Origin of the sequence: Dyadobacter sp. CY345 (assembly GCF_021502725.1) — a bacterium.
Taxonomy (GTDB): Bacteria; Bacteroidota; Bacteroidia; order Cytophagales; family Spirosomataceae; genus Dyadobacter.
This window is the reverse complement of record NZ_JAKFFS010000001.1, coordinates 792,244-814,981: the sequence shown is the minus strand read 5'-3', so window position 1 is coordinate 814,981 and position 22,738 is coordinate 792,244. Positions and strand designations below refer to the sequence as shown.

19 protein-coding genes are annotated in these 22,738 nt (G+C 40.9%); 5 read left to right on the top strand and 14 right to left on the bottom strand.

What is annotated here, in order from left to right; genetic code table 11:
- Positions 1 to 57: 57 nt before the first annotated feature.
- On the top strand, positions 58 to 1,578 hold the full coding sequence (locus tag L0657_RS03470; RefSeq protein WP_235149003.1) for a VCBS repeat-containing protein: 1,521 nt from the start codon (positions 58 to 60) through the stop codon (positions 1,576 to 1,578).
- A 152-nt stretch (positions 1,579 to 1,730) separates the two neighbouring features.
- Here the strand turns inward: L0657_RS03470 and L0657_RS03465 are convergent, their stop codons facing one another.
- From L0657_RS03465 to L0657_RS03435, 7 genes are all read right to left on the bottom strand, one after another.
- Positions 1,731 to 2,828, bottom strand: coding sequence for a carboxypeptidase-like regulatory domain-containing protein (locus L0657_RS03465; protein ID WP_235149002.1), 1,098 nt, complete (start codon positions 2,826 to 2,828; stop codon positions 1,731 to 1,733).
- A gap of 242 nt (positions 2,829 to 3,070) precedes the next feature.
- Positions 3,071 to 4,834 carry a phospho-sugar mutase gene (locus tag L0657_RS03460; protein ID WP_235149001.1) on the bottom strand — a complete coding sequence of 588 codons (1,764 nt, stop codon included), beginning with the start codon at positions 4,832 to 4,834 and terminating at the stop codon, positions 3,071 to 3,073.
- A gap of 152 nt (positions 4,835 to 4,986) precedes the next feature.
- Positions 4,987 to 7,677, bottom strand: coding sequence for an MGH1-like glycoside hydrolase domain-containing protein (locus L0657_RS03455; RefSeq protein ID WP_235149000.1), 2,691 nt, complete (start codon positions 7,675 to 7,677; stop codon positions 4,987 to 4,989).
- Positions 7,678 to 7,835: 158 nt separating this feature from the next.
- Complete coding sequence (locus L0657_RS03450; RefSeq protein WP_235148999.1) at positions 7,836 to 9,578, bottom strand: D-alanine--D-alanine ligase; 1,743 nt, start codon at positions 9,576 to 9,578, stop codon at positions 7,836 to 7,838.
- A gap of 152 nt (positions 9,579 to 9,730) precedes the next feature.
- Positions 9,731 to 9,988, bottom strand: coding sequence for a NifU family protein (locus L0657_RS03445; protein WP_235148998.1), 258 nt, complete (start codon positions 9,986 to 9,988; stop codon positions 9,731 to 9,733).
- 65 nt (positions 9,989 to 10,053) lie between these two features.
- On the bottom strand, positions 10,054 to 11,163 hold the full coding sequence (locus L0657_RS03440; RefSeq protein ID WP_235148997.1) for an Mrp/NBP35 family ATP-binding protein: 1,110 nt from the start codon (positions 11,161 to 11,163) through the stop codon (positions 10,054 to 10,056).
- A gap of 122 nt (positions 11,164 to 11,285) precedes the next feature.
- The gene (locus tag L0657_RS03435; RefSeq protein ID WP_235148996.1) at positions 11,286 to 12,287 is read right to left on the bottom strand and encodes a GSCFA domain-containing protein; all 1,002 of its coding nucleotides are present in this window, start codon (positions 12,285 to 12,287) and stop codon (positions 11,286 to 11,288) included.
- Positions 12,288 to 12,767: 480 nt separating this feature from the next.
- Here L0657_RS03435 and L0657_RS03430 point away from each other — a divergent pair, with 480 nt between their 5' ends.
- The 3 genes from L0657_RS03430 to L0657_RS03420 all read left to right on the top strand — a co-directional run bounded on the left by L0657_RS03430 (position 12,768) and on the right by L0657_RS03420 (position 15,706).
- Positions 12,768 to 12,908 carry a hypothetical protein gene (locus tag L0657_RS03430; RefSeq protein ID WP_235148995.1) on the top strand — a complete coding sequence of 47 codons (141 nt, stop codon included), beginning with the start codon at positions 12,768 to 12,770 and terminating at the stop codon, positions 12,906 to 12,908.
- A 144-nt stretch (positions 12,909 to 13,052) separates the two neighbouring features.
- A complete protein-coding gene (locus tag L0657_RS03425; RefSeq protein ID WP_235148994.1) occupies positions 13,053 to 13,907 on the top strand; it encodes a family 16 glycosylhydrolase in 855 nt (284 codons plus the stop codon).
- A 35-nt stretch (positions 13,908 to 13,942) separates the two neighbouring features.
- Positions 13,943 to 15,706 (top strand): DNA polymerase III subunit gamma/tau, encoded by a 1,764-nt coding sequence (locus L0657_RS03420; RefSeq protein ID WP_235148993.1) that lies wholly within the window; start codon positions 13,943 to 13,945, stop codon positions 15,704 to 15,706.
- Position 15,707: 1 nt separating this feature from the next.
- On the opposite strand, the gene coaE is transcribed toward L0657_RS03420, so the two are convergent.
- The 6 genes from coaE to nusB form a co-directional block, all read right to left on the bottom strand.
- Positions 15,708 to 16,304, bottom strand: coding sequence for a dephospho-CoA kinase (gene coaE, locus L0657_RS03415; RefSeq protein ID WP_235148992.1), 597 nt, complete (start codon positions 16,302 to 16,304; stop codon positions 15,708 to 15,710).
- 160 nt (positions 16,305 to 16,464) lie between these two features.
- Complete coding sequence (locus L0657_RS03410; RefSeq protein ID WP_235148991.1) at positions 16,465 to 17,151, bottom strand: hypothetical protein; 687 nt, start codon at positions 17,149 to 17,151, stop codon at positions 16,465 to 16,467.
- A gap of 159 nt (positions 17,152 to 17,310) precedes the next feature.
- Positions 17,311 to 17,610 carry a preprotein translocase subunit YajC gene (yajC, locus tag L0657_RS03405; RefSeq protein WP_235148990.1) on the bottom strand — a complete coding sequence of 100 codons (300 nt, stop codon included), beginning with the start codon at positions 17,608 to 17,610 and terminating at the stop codon, positions 17,311 to 17,313.
- Positions 17,611 to 17,674: 64 nt separating this feature from the next.
- A complete protein-coding gene (locus L0657_RS03400) occupies positions 17,675 to 18,118 on the bottom strand; it encodes a DUF1573 domain-containing protein (RefSeq protein ID WP_235148989.1) in 444 nt (147 codons plus the stop codon).
- Positions 18,119 to 18,132: 14 nt separating this feature from the next.
- A complete protein-coding gene (locus L0657_RS03395) occupies positions 18,133 to 18,435 on the bottom strand; it encodes a YtxH domain-containing protein (protein WP_235148988.1) in 303 nt (100 codons plus the stop codon).
- A 113-nt stretch (positions 18,436 to 18,548) separates the two neighbouring features.
- Positions 18,549 to 19,715, bottom strand: a complete 1,167-nt coding sequence (gene nusB, locus L0657_RS03390) for a transcription antitermination factor NusB (RefSeq protein ID WP_235148987.1) — start codon at positions 19,713 to 19,715, stop codon at positions 18,549 to 18,551.
- Between the two features lie 362 nt (positions 19,716 to 20,077).
- Here nusB and L0657_RS03385 point away from each other — a divergent pair, with 362 nt between their 5' ends.
- Positions 20,078 to 21,859, top strand: coding sequence for an ABC transporter ATP-binding protein (locus tag L0657_RS03385; protein WP_235148986.1), 1,782 nt, complete (start codon positions 20,078 to 20,080; stop codon positions 21,857 to 21,859).
- A gap of 90 nt (positions 21,860 to 21,949) precedes the next feature.
- On the opposite strand, the gene L0657_RS03380 is transcribed toward L0657_RS03385, so the two are convergent.
- The gene (locus L0657_RS03380; RefSeq protein ID WP_235148985.1) at positions 21,950 to 22,726 is read right to left on the bottom strand and encodes a LexA family transcriptional regulator; all 777 of its coding nucleotides are present in this window, start codon (positions 22,724 to 22,726) and stop codon (positions 21,950 to 21,952) included.
- Positions 22,727 to 22,738 lie beyond the last annotated feature (12 nt).

The following is a 22,738-nucleotide window of genomic DNA, read 5'->3' as shown; positions in this document are numbered from 1 at the left end:
AAGGGGCGGTTTCACGACTGCCTCTTTTTGTTTATACTTGAAAAAATATTTCTTCCAATGCGCCTGAGATTACTGCTTTTTCCTTGCCTGACATTCTTCTTTTGTGGTATTTTGGTCGGTTGCGATTCTAAAAGTGAGAAGGGAGCACGTGAATTAACCGGAGAAATGCTGGAAGGTAAAAAACTGGCAGAAAAATATTGCAGCAGCTGCCACCTACCTGTCGAGCCGGAATTGCTTGATAAGGATACATGGAAGAATCAGGTTTTGCCCGCGATGGCGAAACAATTGGGCCTGGAAGTATGGCAGGGAAACAAATATTTCCAAAATGAAAAATCTACCATATCGCACAGTGACTGGCTGAAAATCATTGCCTTTTATGACTCCCTTGCTCCTGTATCAGTCTCGCAAGTGAAACCTCCTGTTGCGGCGATATCCGACTGGGCAGGATTTACATTAAAAATACCAAATTCAGACACTTCAAAACTCGCGACCACAACTTTGGTTGCAATCAACAAATCAGAGCATGCGATATACACAAGCAGCGCCGAAAATCCTGATCTGATAAGATGGGATAAGAATTTAAAATCTTCCTTTTCTACCAAACTTTCTTCCCCAGCTGTTGATATTTCTTTTGCAGAAAATAATAAGGTCTTAACGCTGATTGGTGAGATGAAGGCTTATGATTCTCCGAGCGGTGCTTTATTTCAAACCGATAGCAATGGCGGAGATGAAATCATTTCTTCCGGTTTTATTCGCCCAATCTCCACCACAAGTACCGATTTTAACAAAGACGGATTAGCCGATTATGTCGTTTGTGGCTTTGGACACAACAAAGGCGGACTTTATCTTGTCAAACAGTTATCAGATAAAACATTTGAGAAAATTCCGATCCGGGAGGTTGCAGGTGCGACTCAGGCAATAACAAGGGATTTTAACGAAGATGGCTGGCCGGATATTATGGCCTTATTTGCGCATGCAGGCGAAGGGATATGGATTTTTTTAAATGATAAAAAGGGTGGATTCAGTTCAGAGAATATATTAAGGTTTCCGCCTGTTTACGGTTCCAGCAGCTTCCAATTAGCCGACATCAATAAGGATGGAAAACAGGATATTATTTACACCGCAGGCGACAACAGCGATTATTCGAGAATTCTAAAACCATATCATGGACTATACATATTTCTTAACAGAGGTGATCTAAAAGGAGGTAAGTTGAATTTTGAACAGGCCTACTTCTACCCTATTCATGGCGCGACAAAAGTAATTGCCAAAGATTTTGATCAGGACGGCGATATTGACCTGGCCACTATTGCGTTCTTTGCAGATTTTCAACATAATCCATCCGGAAGTTTTCTATATTTCGAACAAAATAATAAGATTAAATTCCCGAATTTTATTCCACACGCGCTCCCGATCAGCAATTCCGGACGTTGGATTTGTATGGACGCGGAGGATTTTGACGGAGATGGCGATACGGATATCGTCCTCGGAAATTATTCCAAAGGTTTTTTAAATCAGGACAATTTCAAACCCAACTGGAATCTCTATCTACCCTTTGTTTTACTGGTGAAGGAATAATTATTAATGGTTAATTATTAATGGTTAATTATTAGTGATTAATTGTTAATGATTATTGATTAATTGACAATTACTCCCGTTAATTAACATCGAAACAACCTTTTAAGTCAGCCAACATTGATAATTAACAATTAATCATTAACAATTGATCATTAATTTCGTTTCCAGTCCGCGGGAAGCAAGGTTGAATATCGGTCATTTCCCAGATAACCCGCAATTTCGAAACCCATTGGCATAACCACCCAGCCTTGCGGCGTGATCACACAATATCCTTGAGGAAATTTGATTTGCGTGTAAGCATAAGGCATATCTGAATACGGAGAACTTCCTTTCTTTTTGGTATAAAATACTTCCAGCATCATCTTAGAAACAACCAATCGTTCCGTCATCAATTCTCCCGGTTTGATCAATCGATTACCTAAGATGGGCTCTATCCGGTTGTGAATATTATTGGCGATCGTGTTGTAGCCGTTTACACTTCTGACCGATCTGAACATGCGCATCGAATCCGGGATTTCCTGGTATACTCTAAATCCTTCCTCCCATAAACTGTCTGCAACCATACTGGCAAGTAAATGTTTCAGCGAACCGGCGTAGGCAATTTTCTGATTTTCACGCCACAATTTTTTCTGTGCTTCGTCTTTGGGTTTAAGCAATTCAAAACGGGTGCTTCCGCCATATAAAACCCGTCCTTCGAAATAATCAAAATCGTCGAGATCCTGGTGAATTTTATAACCCAATGCATTATTTTCAATGATTAGCGGAGCAGTGGTTTGTGCACTTAAATGCCGGTTATCATCAAGAGAAATCCTCAAAACTTCCGGATTGAGTATTCTGCATTGTTTTGCAAAAGGCGTTTTTCCAAGCAATTCTCTGGTAATGATTGCCAGATGTTTTTCACGCTTTTTATTCTTTTTGGAATAAATCGTGACACCGGTCAGCTGCATACCTTCAATTAATTTGAATTGCACGGTTTTGATACCCGGCTGCTCAAATCTTAAAGTTTGCTTAATCGTTTCATAACCCAGAAACGACACCGCCATTTCAATATTTCCAATGGTAAGTCCGGTTAGTTTATAATTCCCGTTTTCGTCAGCGTTTGTTCCGATAGTCGAATTATTGACGAAAACATTGGCAAATGGAAGCGGTCTTCCCGTTTTCCCATCTGTTACTTTACCTGTAAGGATAACTGCACCGCCTTGTTGAGAGAAAGAAACGGATACTGCACAGATAAAAATAAAAAAGGTCAAAAATACCCTCTTGAAGAAAAATCGATTAAGAAACATTATATCGCGGATAACTAAGCGGTTAGAGGCATTCATTCCCAAAGATAAATGAGGAGTTTGGAATCTTCACCCTGATACCAATAATGTTGGAAGTATGTTGCAATCTCATGTCACGTAAAATTTTTTCACCCATCTTAAAAATCAACGATAAGCCATAAAAAAGAGCTGCCAAAAATGACAGCTCCCATTCCAATCTTATTCAGGAATTATTTCAATCCTAACTCTTCACCAATTGCTTTTACCTTGTCTTTCAATCCTGCATACACGCTGTCAAATTCGTCTTTGCCTTCAAGCTCAGCACGAACGCCTACGTAGAATTTAATTTTCGGCTCAGTTCCTGATGGACGACAAGTGAATTTGGTACCGTCAACAGTAAAGAATTGCAATACGTTTGACGATTCGATACCCATTTCCCCGGAAGGAATTGAAGTCGTAGTTCCCGTAGTGAAATCAGTTGTGGTCAAAGCTTTATAGTCATCCATGCGGATAACGTCTGAACCAGCCAATGTTTTTGGCGGGTTAGCACGGAAGTCTGCCATCATTTGCTGAATTTCCTCCGCACCGGTTTTACCTTTTTTCGTTAATGAAATAAGTCCTTCATAATAGAATCCAAACTTCTTGTAAATTTCAATCAACATATCAAAAAGGCTCAAACCTTTGTCTTTCGCATAAGCCGTTAACTCAGCGATCATGGCGCAGGAGGCAATTGCATCCTTATCACGAACAGCATCTCCGATCAGATAACCATAACTTTCCTCACCACCACCAATAAACTGCTCGATACCTTCCTTTTCACGAATTACCTGAGCGATATATTTGAAACCGGTTAGGGTATTATAACATTTCACGTCGTAGGACGCGGCCATTTTATCGATAAGATCCGTCGTCACAATTGTCTTGCAGACAAACTGAGTTCCAGTCAATTTTCCAGCATCCTTCCAGGCATTCAGCAAATAATAAATTAAAACACTTGCAGTCTGATTACCATTCAAAAGCTGAATTTCCCCATGATGGTTTTTCGCAGCGATACCCACTCTGTCCGCATCAGGATCGGTTCCTAAAACAAGATCAGCATCGATTTCCTTCGCTTTGTTTACCGCCATAGACATGGCTTCACTTTCCTCAGGATTTGGGTAAACCACCGTTGGAAACTGGCCGTTACCATTTGGTTCAGCCTGTTCTTCAATAACTGTTACAGACTCAAAACCCATTTTCTCCAATAACGGCGGTACTAGCGTTACGCCTGTTCCGTGCAAAGGAGTATATACAATTTTAAGATCTTTCTGACGTGCAATCGCATCTTTCGAGATCGAAAGTGAAAGAATATGATCAAGATATTTTTCATCGATATCCGCTCCGATTTTGATAATTTTTGAAGGATCACCTTCAAATTTGATATCGTCAATCGATTTGATAGCGTTAACCTCGACAATTATATTGGAGTCATGCGGCGCAACAACCTGAGAACCATCGTTCCAGTAAGCTTTATACCCGTTATATTCTTTTGGATTATGAGAAGCAGTTACCACAACTCCACTCTGGCAACCTAGTTGACGAATTGCGAAAGAAAGTTCAGGTGTCGGGCGAAGCGCTTCAAAAAGGTATACTGTTATCCCGCTAGCGGAAAATATATCCGCAATGATCTGAGAAAACTCATCCGATTTTATACGGCTGTCGTAGGCAATTGCCACTTTAATTTCCTGATCTGGAAAAGCTTTGTTAAGATAATTTGCCAGACCCTGCGTTGCAGTTCCGACCGTATACCGGTTCATCCGGTTTGAGCCTACACCAATTAATCCACGTAAACCACCAGTTCCAAATTCAAGATCCTTATAAAATGCGTCGGTAAGTTCAGTATCATTCTCTTCGTCAATCAATTGCTGAATCGACTGTTTTGTGTCGATATCGTAATCGCCGTTAAGCCACGTATTCACTTTGGCCAAAACATTAGGATCTAATTGTGCGGTCATAATTAATTAAAAGATTGTTTTCTGAAACAGTTAATTTTTTAAAAATAAGTCTTTTTATAATCAAAACTCATATTACTGGTTTTGATTATAAAAAGACTAAAAATATCGTTCTCGGTTGAGTATTATCTCATAAAAGTAAAAATATGCCGGAATTACTTACTTAGCGGCACTTCTTCTTTTGCTAATTCCTTCATTTTTTCCTGCGAAGTTTTCAAAATAAGCTCAGCTACAAGACCTGTCCAACCTGTCTGATGATTGGCGCCACAGCCTCTCCCGTTGTCTCCGTGGAAATATTCATAAAATAAAATATGATCACTGAAATGTGGATCTGTCTGACTTTTTTCATCGTTGCCGTTGAATGCCCGTCTTCCGTCCGCGTCCTTTTTAAAGATATTGATCAACCGATTGGCAATGGCCATTGCTGCATCTTTAATAGTAACCAGATTTCCGGAATTTGTCGGATATTCTATCTGGAAATCCTCACCATAATAGGCGTGAAATTTCATCAGTGAATCAAAGATCAGATAATTCAACGGGAACCAGATCGGGCCACGCCAGTTGGAATTTCCGCCCATGATATCGGTCAAAGCTTCTGCCGGCGTATAATCTACCTGCAAAACTTCACCGTTGATATAAAATTTATAAGGATTTTCTTTATGATATTTAGAAAGCGCACGAACACCGAAATCTGACAAAAATTCATTTTCGTCCAGCATTCGTTTCATGATCATCTTCATCCGGTGACCACGCAGGATCGAAAGCAATCTATTTTCTCCTTTTCCTGATTCAAACCAACGCGATATCAAACGGGCAAGATCAGGTCTGTTGGCTAAAACCCACTCAACGCGGCGTTTGAAAACCGGCATTTTGTCAAGGTTCTGCGGGTCAAGAATTTCCACTGCAAAAAGCGGTATCAATCCTACAATTGAGCGAACTTTCAGCAATATGCTTTGTCCGTTCGGGATATGGATTACGTCGTAATAAAACTGATCCTCTTCATCCCACAAACTGATCGACGAATTTTTACCACCAATAGACTCCATCGCACCGGCAATATGCAGAAAGTGTTCGAAAAACTTCGAGGCCATATCCTGGTAAACGGGATGAGCCAAGGCGATTTCAACTGAAATTCGGAGCATATTCAACGTATACATCGCCATCCAGCCAGTTGCATCAGCCTGCTGCAATTTCCCACCAAAAGGCATCGGTGTTGACCGGTCAAATACACCAATATTATCAAGTCCAAGGAAACCTCCGCTGAAAATATTATTTCCGGTATCATCCTTTTGATTTACCCACCAGGTAAAGTTCAGAAGAAGTTTGTGGAATATTTTTTCAAGGAATTCAATATCACCGACACCGTTATTTTGTTCACGGTCAATCTCATAGACTTTCCAGGTTGCCCAGCCATGAACCGGTGGATTTACGTCTGAGAAGTTCCATTCATAAGCCGGAATCTGGCCGTTCGGGTGCATGTAATATTCTCGAAGTAATATTTCAAGTTGCCGTTTGGCAAAATCGGCATCAACCCGGGCAAGTGGCACGCAGTGAAAAGCAAGGTCCCAGGCAGCAAACCAGGGATATTCCCACTTATCCGGCATTGAGATAATGTTTGCTGAATACAAATGTTTCCAACCGGAATTTCGTCCCCACTTTCGTCCCTGATTTGGTTCCGGTTGCGCAGGATCACCTTTCAGCCACTCATACACATTGTAGTAGTAAAACTGCTTACTCCATAACATCCCGGCATAGGCCTGACGCTGAATGGAACGCAGATCTGCATCGGCTACATCTTTCTGTATATCATCATAAAAATCATCTGCCTCACGGATTCTTTTGCTGAAAAGGTCTTCAAATCCACCAAAAGGCTCGGAAATGGAGTGATTTACATAACGCATCCGAAGCGTGATACTCTCACCAGCTTTGATGGTTCTTGTAAATTTCCCGGACGCCTTTGTGCCAATATTATTCGGATTTACAGTCGTAGATTTTCCTCCGCTGACGATATAATCATTGATTCCGTCTTTTGGATAGGCCGTATTATTGGCTGTTCCATAGAGCTTTTTCAGATTCGATTCGTTCTCACAGAAAAGGAGCTCATCTGCACCGTCCAGATAAAGATTATATTTTCCATGTTTACGATGCGTAACCTCAATCAGACGGTTTGAAATTCCGTTCATCATCGGTTTGTAGTTGAACGCTTCATATCCCCACGACCAGGTATTCCTGAACATAATCGTTGGCAGCACGGTGATCGGTGCATCTTTCGGACCGCGGTTATGGATCGTGACTTTCATCATGATGTCTTCCTCATCCGCCTTAGCGTGCTCTATGAAAATGTCGAAGTATTCATTGTTATCGAACACACCCGTGTCCATAATTTCATACTCCGGATCCTCTTTACCTCTTTTGCCATTTTCCTGACGAAGTTTGTCATAAGGAAATTGCTGCTGAGGATATTTGTAGAGCATTTTGGTATACGAATGCGTCGGCGTACTATCTAGATAGTAGTACATTTCCTTCACATCCTCGCCATGGTTAGACTCGCGGTTTGTTAATCCGAAAATCCGCTCTTTTAGAAATTTATCGTTATGGTTCCAGAATGCGAAGGAGAGACAGATGTGCTGTTTGTTATCGGAAAAGCCCCCAATTCCATCTTCTCCCCAGCGATATGTTTTGGATAAAGCCATCTCGTGGGTTATATAATTCCAGGCATCACCATTTCCGCTATAATCCTCACGCACAGTACCCCACTGACGCTCAGACAGATATGGGCCCCATTTTTTCCAACCTTTGTTTTCTTTTTGTAGGCTTAATCTTACTTTCTCTGCGCCATTTGCCATTGGTCTGTCAAATTATCTGGGTCAAAAAATTCAATATGAAATTCACAAATCCTAAATATAAGCTTCTTTAAAGCATAGGAAATGTGTAGAAATTGAAATTTACTAAAAAAGAGCTTGTGTCAAGCTCTTTTTTGTCCTTAAAAATGTGAAAAATATTCTTAATCGATTTTAATAACCGTCCAATCCTCAATTAATTCTATGGATTCTATGTCATTAAAAACACGTATTTCGGCATCAATTTCACCAGCAAAAAAATCAGTTATCGACTTCGCTTTTTCTGCGGTTTCAGTCAATAAAGGATGTCTGCCCTGTGTGATCAATCCTTCAACATCGACGATATATTCCTTGAACATAAACGGGTTAGGCAACTGATAATACTTACCGTCGGTGCCATGCAAAACGGGAACCGGCTTGTAAATACCCTCCGCGTTCAGGCGACCATAAGTTTGTCTGGCCAATGCATAATGTTCGTCGGAAGCATCAAATAATATTCCTTTGACCGGTTTCACAACATTTTTAGCTGTGGTAATTTTCGCATCGAGCCCTTCGAGCAAATGCCGCAGAGTCCATGTATCTTTTCCTAAACGAATTCTCTCACGAATGGATTGACGGATAAAATAGGTTAGAGCCTGTGTTACACTCAAACCGATTTCAGCCATTTGTTTAAAAATAAATGAAGTTGGCGACATACCCGGAATTGTGTTCGGATCGTGCAGGACGATGGTTCCGCCAGGCGTCAAAAATCCGTCAATACGCACGCAAACGGTGATGCCAAGTTGCTGGAATACCTCCGCTATAACTTTCTGAATTTCCTGATTTTTTTCAAGAGAAGCATCGACCGGAATTCTTTTACGGCTAGCTCCCGGTTTATATTTTGCATTAAAATCGAAAACGTCAACCATTTTAATCACCTCACTCGGCGGCAATGCAAGCGGCTTGCCATTATCAAATTGTATGCAGCCACATGAAAATTCCTGTCCTCCGATAAACTCTTCGAGCAAAACCTGATCTTCTGCATTTGCACTGCTCAAAACAATAACATCATCCTGAACGACAAACATATTGTTAAGTAACTCTAAAAGGGCGGCCGGATGGTAAACAGTTTTATCCGCATTAACAACCAGTGGAAATCCGATCCCTTCGTCCAGGTTGGCTATGCGCTGAACATACGCATGTTTTCCGGCAGCATCAAGTGCTTTCCACGTTTTGCTTTCTAGCTCAACCTGAAAAAAACACTGGTTAACCGCCGACACGAATGCCTCCAGAGAATCTTCTTTTACAATCGCAACGCCGATGGAAGAGCCCTGATGCGGTGCTTTGATAACCAACGGAAGGCCAAGGTGTTTTTTCAGAACTGTAAATAGTATGGAATATTCGCGTGGAATCCATTGTTCATAACGAAGTGTCCAACTTTTTTTCTGCTGATTATTGACCAGCGCGATCATATCATTTTGCAGAATTTTATCAATACCAACAGCAGAACCCATTAATCCCGGACCACTGTAAGGAATTTTAAACCATTCCAGCAAACCCTGGATCGCACCATCCTCACAATCCGGACCATGCATGGCAAGAAATGCAAACTCAAAATGATCTTTGAACTGGTCTGGCGATAAAAGTAAACCGATCTCTGATGAAACCGGCTCCTTTGCCAAATGTGGAAAAGACTCTATATAAGTACTGAAGTCATCAGTGTGATTATTTTTTGAAGGATAAAAATCTCTGATTTCCTTCGAATACATCAAAGAATGTTCAAGTTTTATAAATCGACCGAAGCTGTCGACGAAAATAGGTACCGGCTCGAAAAGTGATTTATCCAGATACTCAAAAGCGGTTTTCCCACCTGCAAACGAAATTTCCCTTTCACGGGAGGGACCTCCAAAAAAAACTCCTATGCGCATATTATCGCTGATTAATGCATTTTAAAACGTACCTGCAATATAGGGAGTATTTAAAATGAATCAATTGCAACCAATGGTGCATAGGAAATATTTATTTCAATTTGGCTGTTTCCAGCCAAATTGAATATCATTTTCGGGCAAATAATCGCCGATTAGGCCAATGACGGCACGTTAGATGCAACAACGCGGTTGATATGCGGAACAGCCTTACGGATCGATTCTTCAAGACCGGCACGGAAAGTCATTGCACTCATCGGGCAGCTTTGGCATGAGCCCATTAATTCAAGTCTTACCGTAAGATCGTCTGTTAATTCTACCAACTTCACATCACCGCCGTCTGCATGCAAATACGGACGGACAGTTTCCAGCGCCTGTTCAATTAATTCTAATGTTTTTTCTCTTGAATCCATTATTTAAAAAGTCTATTCGGTAATATGCAAGAATTTATTGATAAAGTCAAATCCAACGCGGCTGATTATGCCTGGATCTCTACCATTTGTGTCTTCTCTTTTGTTGCATTACGGATAGCAACCTGTTGCGCCAATCCTTCTGCGGCTGTGCGAAATGCCTCATTTACAATCGGATTTACATTCATAACCGCCGGGCGACCTTCATCTCCTGCTTCACGAATGCCTTGTACCAAAGGTATTTGTCCTAACAAAGGTACATCAAATTTGTCAGCTAAGGATTGTCCGCCACCTTGTCCAAAAATATGATATTTACTTTCAGGAAGTTCTTCCGGTGTAAACCATGCCATATTTTCTATCACACCCAGAATTGGAACATTGATCTGTGGCTGCCTGAACATCGACATTCCTTTAACAGCATCAGCTAACGCCACTTTTTGCGGTGTCGTAACGATGATCGCGCCAGTTACCGGAACGGTTTGAACCAAAGTCAGGTGAATATCACTCGTTCCCGGAGGAAGGTCAATCAGCAAATAATCAAGATCACCCCAATCTGTATCTCCAAAAAATTGTTTTAGCGCCTGGCTTGCCATTGGTCCGCGCCAAACTACTGCACTATCCGGCGGTGTCAAAAATCCGATGGAAATCATTTTAATTCCATACTGACGAATCGGATTGATATAGTTTTTACCATTTTTCGGCGTAATCGTTGGCTGCATATTTTCTGCGCCGAACATTAAAGGAATGGACGGACCGGAAATATCTGCGTCAATAATCCCAACAGACGCTCCCGAACGATGCAAAGCCATCGCAAGATTAGCAGTAACCGTTGATTTCCCTACCCCACCTTTTCCCGAGGAAATAGCAATCACATTTTTCACGCCGGGAATTAACGCAGCTCCGAGCGGTCTTATACTTGTCACATTTGCAGTCAGGTTAACAATCACTTCTACATCAGGACTCAGATGCGTATGGATCGCTTCAACGCACATCCGGCGAATCAACTCCTTTAACGGGCAGGCGGGTGTCGTTAAGACAACTGTAAACTTCACCTGATTTACACCAATTTCAATATCCTGAATCATGTTCAGCGTTACCAGATCCTGTTTAAGATCCGGCTCCTGAACTGTGCTCAAAGCCTGTAATACTTTTTCTTTATTTATTGTAAATTCGCCCATTGTTGCTATTTCGCCCGAGAATTTCGAGACTTACTGGATATGACTTCAGATCGCTCCGAAATCGTCTGATTCTATTTATTATTCCTAATTAAAGACAACAAGATTTCTAGCCAATGAGTTTATCAAATGACCGGAAATCCATCGATTCTTCGGTTTATTTCTGCCAATTCATCTGATAAATCCACATACTTCGATAACTCGCTGAGTCTCTTTTGAAGTGTTTGCAGCAAAGCAAGCTGACTTGCCGTGAAGCCATAATGAGAAAAATGATTCATCATTTTTTGAACACTATCCCAGTCTTTAATAAAATCCAAAGCAGGCTTGTCCATAAAAGCGTTTGCAAAAGTAGTAAAGATATATTCTTCTGCTACGCTGTTTGGATGAATAAGATCGGGTTTGTAGTAGCGATAATCCCGCAGCTCATCCACCATAATTTCGTAAGACGGGAAATATTCAACCTGACGGAATTTTTCAGATAGACGGTGACAGACCAATCGCAAAGTTGATTTACTCACCTGGTTTAGTGTCAGCGTATCTTTTGTATGCCGCACCGGACTAACAGTAAAAATAATCCGAAGATCCCGTTTTATTGATTGCAGTTTAAAAATCAAATGTTCCAAACCGATATTGATCTGATCAAGATGCAATAGTTCTTTCAAAAATTGATCAGAAGGAACTTTATGACAATTCCCGACCAGCAGATTAGTTGCCCGGTGGCGGTGAGCGAAGGCGGTTCCAAGCGTAATAACGAGTACATCTGCATCTCTCAGAAATTGATTTACTACCTGCTGTTTTTCTTTGAGTTTTCCTTCAAGATCGATCCGGTTGTCTGACCATAAGGAAGAATGGAAGTCGTGATGAAGCCAGATCTTATCTGCGTTCTGGTGGTAAAGTGCCGGATGCGGCGGTTTTCCGTCCAGTGATAAGTCGAGCAGTTTTGAAATAGACAATGGGTTAAAAACGGTTCCGAAAGGGTTATTAAGCACCTGGAATTTATTCTCAGCCAGCTGATTGCCAAGAACATCGGCAAAACAGGAGCCGATAGTCAATATCTTTGTATGATGATTTATTTTCCAATCCGAGGGTGTAACGTTGAGTTCTGTGGTTAGTTTTAATTGCTTCATTCGATCTTTATTATGGGGCGTGCAAAAATAATAAGAATTGGCCAGTCCGGCACAAACACGCTGAGGAAGAGGGTATCAATAATTGATATATAAACGTTAAATTTGGGAAATATACACGCACGCTTGAAAAATAATGATTGAATTGGTGAATGAGAGCATGATTGAATGTGGGCTTTCCTGAATAGAAACCCCGCTATCGGCGATGAATACATTGTTAAATTTATCGCAATTGAATAAATCGGTAAATTTGCTTATGAAGATTTTGTTTTACGACCTCAACGCGCTCCTTCGGAGCATCCTGATTATAGAAAAATATTAATTTCCAGCAACTCCCTAACTCCTTAAGAGTTTCCTGGAAATCTTAGGCGGCTCCTATGGAGCAAGAAAAATAAATCTTAAACTATGTTGCTATAAACAGGAAGCTCCACAGGAGCTATTTATTCTGATTCTCATTTCAATGTTTTATTTAATCTGTTAAGCATGGCAAAAATTAAAAGAAATATTCCGGTCAAATTAACCGGTGAGCAAATCGTTAATAAAAAATTAAAAGGAATGAATGAAATGTTAAAAGGTATAGATCTTTCAAAATTACCAAAAAGGCCCAGTGCAAATCAGGACTGATACGGAAGCTAAGAAAAGCGAACCTACACAGAAACTTACCGGAGAACAGATTGTTTAAAAGAAACTGGATGATGTCAACGCGGTTCTGAAGAGAATGGATTTATCGAAGCTGATAAACAAACGTCCTGAAAACAAAGCCTAACTATGCAAAAAATCCTTTTCCTAAAACTAAGTTTTCTCTCAGTTTGCCTAATAGGTCTTGCTGATTGTTCTCAATCCCAAACTCTGCCCTCACAAACTTCCCAGGCGAAATACGAATTTGCAACAACACCAATCTGGCAGGATGAATTTAATTATTCAGGAAAACCTGATGCGAAAAACTGGAGTTATGATTTTGGCGGGGACGGCTGGGGAAATCATGAACTGGAAAACTATACTGACAAACCAGAAAATGCACGTGTTGAAAATGGTAACTTAATTATCGAGGCCAGAAAAGAACCATCGGGAAAGCAGAATTATAGTTCAGCAAGATTAGTCACGAAAGGAAAAGGAGATTTTCTCTACGGGAAATTTGAAATCCGTGCCAAACTTCCGCAAGGACGCGGTACCTGGCCTGCAATTTGGATGCTCAATTCTGAAAAAAACTACGGCAATAAAGGCTGGCCGGATAATGGCGAAATTGATATTATGGAGCATGTCGGTTTTGACCAGAATCATATTCATGGAAATATACACACGAAAGCATTTAATCACGTCCTGAAAACAAACAAAGGCGGCGATACCTTACTAACGGACGCTTCAACCGCTTTTCATATCTACACTTGCGAATGGACACCCGCCTATGTGTCAGTCGGTATTGACGGCAAAGAATATTTCAGGTTCAACAAAGAATCCGGCTATTCCTGGGAACAATGGCCCTTCGATAAATCTTTTCATCTAATTTTAAATATGGCAGTCGGCGGTGATTGGGGAGGACAGAAAGGCGTGGATGACAGCATTTTCCCGCAAAAATTGGAGGTTGATTATGTCCGTGTTTACCCGTTGATCGAGAAAAAGTAATTTGAAATTCCGGCTCACGGAGCTAACTTGCACACATGGATCATTTCGTTGTTTCGGCCAGAAAGTATCGCCCGGTCACATTCGACTCGGTAGTTGGCCAATCACATATTACTACTACGCTTAAAAACGCAATTCGTACCAATCACCTGGCGCAGGCTTTTCTGTTTTGCGGCCCGCGGGGTGTTGGGAAGACTACCTGTGCCCGTATTCTTGCAAAAACAATCAATTGTCAGAATCTTGGCGACGACGTAGAAGCCTGCGGCGAATGTGAATCCTGTGCCAGTTTCCAGAATAATGCCTCTTTCAACGTCCACGAACTGGATGCTGCTTCTAATAACTCTGTCGAAGATATCCGTAACCTGATCGACCAGGTTCGTTATCCGCCTCAGACCGGGAAATATAAAATCTATATTATTGATGAGGTTCACATGCTTTCTCAGGCTGCCTTTAATGCCTTTTTGAAAACACTCGAAGAACCGCCTGGATATGCCATTTTCATTTTGGCAACAACTGAAAAACATAAAATCCTCCCAACAATTTTATCCCGTTGCCAGATTTTTGATTTCAACCGTATCCAGCCAAAAGACATTGCATATCACCTCGCTGATATCGCAAAAAAAGAAGGGATCGAAACGGAAAAAGAAGCACTCGAACTGATCGGTCAGAAAGCTGATGGAGGCTTGCGGGACGCGCTTTCGATGTTTGATTTAAATGTTACGTTTTCTACGGATAATCATCTGACCTATGCAGCTGTTTTAGAGAATCTGCATATTCTGGATTATGATTATTATTTCAAAATTACGGATGCTTTAACCGCCGCCAGCGTGGCGCGTTCTCTGGTATTATTTGACGAAATTTTAAGGAAAGGATTTGACGGACATTTATTTGTCGTCGGCTTGCTCGAACATTTCCGGAATCTTCTGGTTTGTAAAGATGCAGCCACGGTTTCCCTCTTGCAGGTTTCCGAATCGGCAGAAAAAAAATATGTCGATCAGTCGAGAAATGCAGATATGAGCTTTTTACTTTCTGCGTTAAGCGTTGCCAGTCAATGTGATATCAATTATAAAGCGGCAAAAAACCAGCGCTTGCATGTGGAGTTATGCCTCATGAAACTCGCAAATCTGCCCAATATTCTTCAACTTAATTCTCTTACAGCCGTTGATGAAACGGCAAAAAAAAAAGTTGAGCCTCAACCAGAGCCAGTAATAAATGAGCCAAAAGTACCGGTTCAGGAGAATGCTGTAAAGGAGCCAGCCAGCCAATTTGCGCCGAATATTGCTCCGCAAATTGCACCGGTTACGGCAAGGCCTGCTTCAAAACTGAGAAGTACAACTCAGCTGGTCCCACCCACTCCCGATCAAAAGAACGGAAATGCAACGGAACAGGTTACTGTCAAAAATGAGCCTGCACCGGAAATCCAAAAGGCAGCCATACTTGATTTAACGCTAGAAAACTTGCAGCAGGTTTGGCATGAATTTGCTGAAAACAGAAGAAAGACAAAAGATTCAACAACAGAAGGAATAGCACTAAACCGGGCCATTGAACTGGTTGATTTTACCATTCAGATTGCGCTGGACAATGATCCGCAAATGGATGCCATCCAGGGAATGCGTTATGAATTGTTAGGATTTTTGAAAAGCCGTTTCAATGCACCGAGATTAGAAATTAATCCGCGCGTCGCGCCACATGAAGTCCAGCGTTTACCCTATACGCCTGCTGAAAAATTCAACTATCTGGCAGAGAAAAATCCTTACCTATTGCAGTTGAAACAAGCACTGGGACTGGACGTCGACTTCTAAGCTATTTCGCAGTTTTCTCTAAAAACAATTGATGCAACTTTAATACCTGAGGGATCAGCGCAGCGTTTTCATTGTTATCGATTGTAAAATCTGCAATTGCATCACGTTCTTCGTCTGAAACCTGCCTTTCAATAATGGCAAGAATCTCTTCCTCCGAGCGGCTTCTATCACGATTTTTAATCCGTTTCAGGCGAAGCTCAACAGATGCTTTCACCACAATCACAAAGTCAAGATTGTTATTATTTCCAGCCTTGTTCATAATTGCCGCTTCCTTAATGACATAAGGCGCGTCTGCATGCATTTTCATCCATTCGTCAGTATCTCTGCCAACTGCCGGATGAATTATTTCATTGAGTTTTTTTAGAAGATCGGGATTTTTGAAAACTTGTGAAGAAACAAAGGGACGATTGTATTCTCCATTTTCAGTGTAAGATTCACTGCCAAGCAATTGGATCACTGCTTCACGAATTTCCGTATCATGATTGGTAAGCCATTTCGCGCGGGTATCAGCGTCATAAACCGGTATATCCAGACAAGCAAACAATTTGCAAACAATACTTTTGCCTGAACCAATACCGCCTGTAACGCCAACTCTCATTTTAATGGTTAATGATTAAGGGTTAATTTTTAATGGTTAATTGTTAAGGGTTAATTGTTAATGAGGATTAGGATAATAATCAGATTATAACGGTGATTATCAATCTACATTTCTGTACAAGAAATTTAAACGCCAAACATTAACCCTTAATCATTAACAATTAATCATTATTAAGCATTTGCGCGACTTCAAAACTCACGTACACATCCCGGTGGCTGACTTCAATCAAGGGTGTGTTTGGCAATGGTATGGGTAAACTTTCGTCAATATTATTTTGTATTTTTCTTGTCGGAATGGCGATCTTGATAGTATCCGGATAATCTCTGATCAGCGAAACCGGTCCATCAACGGAAATAAGGGAAGGCGAAACGTTGATGATACTGGAAATCACATAACCCTCGCGCATATCAATTCCGGCACTGTCGATTCTGATCGGAATGATCTTTCTGATTTTCCGTTCAAAACTCAGCTCGAACGTATCGGAAACTACATAATTAACTTTCACATCCGGAAAACGCTCAGTGATCTGGTCTGTCAGCGAAGTAGAGTTAATAAAACTCGCTTTGGTCGGATTCAAAACTTTGTAAACTACCGGCGCAGCGTTGAAATTCAACCAGGATTTCCTAAGCAAATTCCAGCCATCACCTGTTACATTAACTGAAATTCTTTTTGGTAAAGGCTGCAATGGAATGAATGCGGCCGCGTCATACTCTACTGTTAACGGATAGCTGAGCCTGATGGAATAATCATCCTTGTTCAGCACATTCATCAACCAGAAAAATGTAGCTGCCAGAAGACACCCTAAAAAAGTTTTTATCTTATTCCGACCTGATGGAATGTTACTCACAGCTGGTAATTGTAATTGTATATTTAAAAATACAGTTGGTACTTAAACAAAAAAAGCGGTGTCAGGCTTGATGTATAAACCTGAATATTAAATATTTAGGCCACCCCTGACACCACCGTAAACTATTCTTCCAAATAGATAACGATCTTATGTTATTTATTATTCTGCTATCGTACGGGCAATTGCCGCCTTGTCCACAGTTAACTTTACGCCTTTATCAAGTTCAAGCGTGATCAAAGTTTCTTCTACGTTATAAACCCTTGCATGGATTCCACCAATTGTCACAACCTGATCACCCTTTTTAATTGCATTCAAAAGGTTTTTAAGATCTTTTTGTTTCTTTTGCTGCGGACGGATCATGAAGAAATAAAATACCCCTATAATACCAACCCACATTACGACCTGATAAATCATGGCCTGTGAGCCACCTGCTGCTTGTAATAAAATTGAAAATGTCATTATTGAATTAGGGTTATTAGAAAATTAAATGAGATCTGATTGCCGCCGGATACTTTGAAGATTTTCACTTCGCTGGTTCTGCCTTTGGCGCTGCATTAACAATTCCTCTCAAACGCAATTCCGAATAAGCAGGCTCTGTGTTTGCATAAACTGTTACCGTTTTTACCTGTGGCCCCGATTTCCCCTTGCTGTTAAAGCGAACTTTGATACTTGAAGCTGCATTGGGGGCAATCGGCTCACGCGGCCATTCCGGCGTTGTACATCCGCATGACGAAGTGATGTTATTCAGAATCAGCGGATATGGGCCATCATTTTTAAAGTTAAATGTATGCTCAACAACCTCTCCTTCCTGAATCGTACCAAAATCGTAAGACGAACTGTCTGTCAAAGCAAAAACGGGAAGTTTAATATCTCCCGTTTTCGCTTCACTTTTCTTTTCAGATCCTGAACAATTTATAAGCATTAATGCAACTCCCGAAAGAAATGCGAATGCAAGAAGTTTTTTCATACGTTAAGTCAAAATCAGTTTGTCTGACCTTTAATTTGTGCCATCAGACGATCAACATCTTCGAGAAGTTTCTCTGCTTTTTCACGTGCATCATTTACTACACGTTCACCCTCAGCTCTCGCGTAGCTGTCAGGCTGGTTCTTTCCGTCAATCAGATCTTCGATTACGGCTTGCAATTTTTCACGGTATTTAGACAAACGGTAAGTAAGCTGTGTGCGAAGAACATTACCTTTATCCGGAGCGTACAGGATACCCAATGCTGCTCCTGTTACGCACCCTGTCAAAAATGCTATTAAACTACGGCTGGATTTACTCATGGCTTTATAGTTTTAGCGGTTAATCCGCTATTGTTGGTGGTTAGCTGTCAAATTTTTTACAATAAACAAATTTTCGGGTTACCCCTCTATCCTTCAACCTAAAAATTCTATGCCTATTTATTATCGATCAACCCGCGTCCACTCTTTCTGATTATTCCCTGTGCAGCCAATTTTACAGATAGTACGTCAAGTACACCGTTAATAAATTTGCCGCTTTTGGGCGTGCTGTACCTTTTTGCAATTTCAATAAATTCGTTGATTGTTACTTTCACCGGAATACCTGGAAAATGGATCAACTCTGCCAATGCAGTTTTCAAAATGATCATGTCCACTAATGCGATACGGTCAAGCTCCCAGTTTTTCAGCTGCTCGTCGAGATAGCCGTCATACTGATCACCTTCCTCAATCACAAGTTTGAACAATTCTTCAACAAAGAAACGATCTTCTTCCCAGTCTTTTGTCAAAGGTGACAAAACGAAAGTCTCCGCACTATCCGCTGATTTAAGCGTTTTGATCGCCAAACCACGAATCAGCTCGCTATGGTCAACCCAATAAAGATCACGTTGTTCAAGAAATTCCAAGGGAACTTCGTGTTTCAGAATTACCTGGCGTAGAATATATTGAACAAGCAGCTGATCTTCTTCCGGCGTATGTTCCGTTTTATTGCAATATTCTTCATACGTCGCATCCTTGCGTAATGCTTCACGATAGGTTTTACGTATCATGTTCATGTCGTTACTCCAATTGATGCCATTTCTGATTATTTCTTCCTCCAAAGTTTTATCTTCCTGAAGAACCAAAATCACACGGTTTGTATTCAGTCCTCCGTTTTTAGAAAAAGGTGCTTCCGGATCATCATATTTTCGTTCACGATCCAGTTTTGCCTGATAGGCAAGTTCAAGTAACATGGACAAAACCCGGATAAAATCAACGTAAATTGATTCCGTTTCATTTAAAACCCGGCGGACCATCTTCTCTCCGTCCGTCAACGTTTGGCTTTTATATGCTTTGTAAGCGCTGTTGGCAACTCTTACTACATCCGAATTAAATGCTTCGTTTTCTTTAAGTTCGCCGTTTTTGATAAGTTCGTCTAACGCCGCTCCCGCTGAATGTTTATTGTTTGTCAATTTTTGCTTATCCTGAAATTCCATGGAATTTAAATCAGGGGCAAAAGCTTCTTCAATCTGATCCAGGGCGAGTAATCTGTTGGCATCAGCAGTTAATTTGCGCGCATAAAGAGCTTGAACAGCTTTTGTTCGTAATAATCTTCTATTCAGCATAAGCCGGAACACTAATTGGATAAAAGGTACAGTAAATCAAAGAACGTATCTGCGTGTTAAGCAAGGTTTTTATTTTTACAATACCCCGCGTTTATATTTAAAATTGACCGCAAAAATAGACTATTTTGTTTAGAAATAGAAAAATCAAACTCAGGCTTTTTAATTTTGCAACGTTTTAAAACGTTTGGCTGTTGGTATTTAAACACACATAAATCGGGTAAAAGTCAGGTCAACGACGAGCTCCGAAAAATATTTAGTTAAAGTAATTTCTTCTTTGCAGACAACCGATTTAGTGTGAAATGGGTAACAGCCAAATAAAACACTGAGGATTAACGTAAAGACCAAATCAAACAGAGCAACACGTGAAAGCACTTAAGTACCTCAATAAGTACCTCTTGAAGTATAAATGGTATCTTATTTTAGGAACAATTTTTACAATAATTTCTAATCTTTTTGGAATTATTCCGGCGCAGCTGGTTCGTTATGCCCTCGATTTAGTAGGCGAAACCCTTGACGTCTATTATCTGTTTGACGGTTCTACCTTACAATCCGAGCTTTACGACACTTTTGCCTTTACCATTTTGCTTTACGGTTTGATGATTCTGGCGATGGCACTCCTGAAAGGAATTTTCCTTTTTCTGGTCAGACAGACCATCATTGTGATGTCCCGCCATATTGAGTATGAGCTAAAAAATGATGTTTATAATCACTACCAGACTTTACCAACAAGCTTTTTCAGAACGCACAACACGGGAGATTTAATGGCCCGGATTTCCGAGGATGTCAGTAACGTCCGTATGTATGTCGGACCAGCTTTGATGTATGGAATCAACCTGATCGTGCTTTTCATTCTGGTTATTTCTTACATGGTGACAGTTAATGCAAAACTCACGTTATATGTCCTTTTGCCGCTACCGCTTCTTTCGGTCAGTATTTACATCGTGAACAGTATCATGATGAAACGGTCACAGGAAATCCAGAAACAGCTTTCGGCACTTTCAACTTATGTTCAGGAGGCATTTTCGGGTATTCGCGTGATTAAATCTTTTGTTCAGGAAAAACATTCTTTTACAAATTTTAAAACTGAGGCAGAGGATTTTAAAAATAAATCGCTTCGCCTTGCCAAGGTAGACGCTTTCTTTTATCCGGTAATCGTTTTGCTGATCGGAATTAGTAATATTCTGGTCATTTTCGTGGGAGGTAAGGAAATAATAAATGGAAACCTGACGCCGGGGAACATCACTGAGTTCATTCTGTATGTCAATATGCTGACCTGGCCCGTTATGGCTCTCGGCTGGACTACAAGTCAGATTCAGCGCGCAGCTTCCTCACAAAATCGGATTAACGAATTTCTGGAAGTGAAAAATACGCTCGTTTCTGATAAAAAAATTGAGAAGCAACTTGACGGTATCATTACCTTTAAGAACGTTGGCTTCATTTATCCTGACTCGGGAATTCAGGCGATTCACAACTTTAACCTGGAAATTAATCATGGAGAAAGTGTAGCAATTTTAGGGACGACAGGTTCGGGAAAAAGTACGCTGGCGCATTTGCTTTGCCGCCTCTATGATCCGACAGAAGGTGAAATTTTGGTTGACGGAATTCCGCTGAAAGATTACAACGTTCATGAATATCGCCGCCAGTTAGGTTATGTGCCGCAGGATGTATTCTTGTTTTCTGATTCGATCGCGAATAATGTTCGTTTTGGGAGTATTGATATGTCTCAGGAACGAATTGAGCTTGCAGTGAAAGATGCAGACCTGCTTCGTAATATTCAGGATTTCCCGGAAGGTTTTAATACGCGACTGGGAGAAAGAGGAATCACTTTATCCGGCGGTCAAAAACAGAGACTTTCCATTGCCCGCGCAATCGCCCGAGATCCAAAAATTCTAATTCTGGACGATTGCCTTTCTGCCGTTGATACGAACACGGAGAACATCATTCTCACAAACCTGAAACGGATCATGGATGAGCGCACTTCCATTATTATTTCTCACCGGGTGTCTTCTGCGAAACTGGCTGATAAAATTGTGGTTCTCGATGAAGGTAAAATCGTTGAACAAGGTACGCATACAGAACTGATGGCGAAAAATGGTGCTTATAAAGAATTGTATGAAAAACAATTGATGGCAGAAGAAGTTTAAAGATTGTTCTGAATTCAAAGCATAATTACAAATACAGGGCCATGAGATAATTCTCTCCGGCCCTGACTCTTTATAGAAAGTTTTTAAATATTACTTCACAAGTCTCCTCACTTCTTCTTTCAGTTCCTTCATTTCCTGGTGAAGATTAAACAAACTGACGGTATTGGAATTGGTATCCATATCAAAGGTCAACTTGCTATGGACCTGCCAAATTTCGCGAACTTCACTTCTGTCCACGAGAATCGGATTGTATTCTGGATTGATAGAAATCAGATTTAAGATTGTAGATTTATCATCCTTCTGAATCTTTTTAACAAGAATACTTTCAGCAGTGACCACGACATACATCCGATTGTTTTTGATCGTATCCCAACCCTCCACCGCTTTCCCAACAATCCATTCATCCGATTGTAAAACCGGCGTCATACTATCCCCATCAACCTGAAAACCTCTGAATGAAGCATTCCGAAATTCCGGTAACGGGATACTGAAAGCCGGTAAACTTTCAAACCAGTTCGCATCACCAATGTTATGCGGATAACCGGCAGCTGCCTTGGCACTAACCAAAATAATATTTTCCTTCCCGCTATTATCAACTGTAATAATTTTCGGGCTCATGACAGGTTCGCCGATACGCAGGTATTTCTGCGGACTTTCGCCAAACAGCCAAAGCGGGTTGATATGATGAAGTTTTAAAAGCTCTTTTACAACCTGACCCGGTATTCTTGTCCGGCCTCTTTCGATATCGGCCGTCGTAACATTTATCCCAAGCTGCTCTGCAAAAGCGGCTTGCGTCAGATTTAATTCTTCCCTTATTTGTTTGAAACGTCTGCTTTCCTCTTCGATGGGCATATGTCTGATAAACATGTGATTAACTAT

Bases quoted from the DNA above. Each gene is read 5' to 3' on its own strand.
- L0657_RS03435 (WP_235148996.1), bottom strand. From the start codon at position 12,287: ATGAAGCAATTAAAACTAACCACAGAACTCAACGTTACACCCTCGGAT.
- L0657_RS03470 (WP_235149003.1), top strand. From the start codon at position 58: ATGCGCCTGAGATTACTGCTTTTTCCTTGCCTGACATTCTTCTTTTGT.
- L0657_RS03450 (WP_235148999.1), bottom strand. From the start codon at position 9,578: ATGCGCATAGGAGTTTTTTTTGGAGGTCCCTCCCGTGAAAGGGAAATT.
- L0657_RS03380 (WP_235148985.1), bottom strand. From the start codon at position 22,726: ATGTTTATCAGACATATGCCCATCGAAGAGGAAAGCAGACGTTTCAAA.
- nusB (WP_235148987.1), bottom strand. From the start codon at position 19,715: ATGCTGAATAGAAGATTATTACGAACAAAAGCTGTTCAAGCTCTTTAT.
- L0657_RS03460 (WP_235149001.1), bottom strand. From the start codon at position 4,834: ATGACCGCACAATTAGATCCTAATGTTTTGGCCAAAGTGAATACGTGG.
- L0657_RS03420 (WP_235148993.1), top strand. From the start codon at position 13,943: ATGGATCATTTCGTTGTTTCGGCCAGAAAGTATCGCCCGGTCACATTC.
- L0657_RS03455 (WP_235149000.1), bottom strand. From the start codon at position 7,677: ATGGCAAATGGCGCAGAGAAAGTAAGATTAAGCCTACAAAAAGAAAAC.
- L0657_RS03395 (WP_235148988.1), bottom strand. From the start codon at position 18,435: ATGAGTAAATCCAGCCGTAGTTTAATAGCATTTTTGACAGGGTGCGTA.
- L0657_RS03430 (WP_235148995.1), top strand. From the start codon at position 12,768: ATGGCAAAAATTAAAAGAAATATTCCGGTCAAATTAACCGGTGAGCAA.
- L0657_RS03440 (WP_235148997.1), bottom strand. From the start codon at position 11,163: ATGGGCGAATTTACAATAAATAAAGAAAAAGTATTACAGGCTTTGAGC.
- L0657_RS03425 (WP_235148994.1), top strand. From the start codon at position 13,053: ATGCAAAAAATCCTTTTCCTAAAACTAAGTTTTCTCTCAGTTTGCCTA.
- L0657_RS03400 (WP_235148989.1), bottom strand. From the start codon at position 18,118: ATGAAAAAACTTCTTGCATTCGCATTTCTTTCGGGAGTTGCATTAATG.
- L0657_RS03445 (WP_235148998.1), bottom strand. From the start codon at position 9,988: ATGGATTCAAGAGAAAAAACATTAGAATTAATTGAACAGGCGCTGGAA.
- coaE (WP_235148992.1), bottom strand. From the start codon at position 16,304: ATGAGAGTTGGCGTTACAGGCGGTATTGGTTCAGGCAAAAGTATTGTT.
- yajC (WP_235148990.1), bottom strand. From the start codon at position 17,610: ATGACATTTTCAATTTTATTACAAGCAGCAGGTGGCTCACAGGCCATG.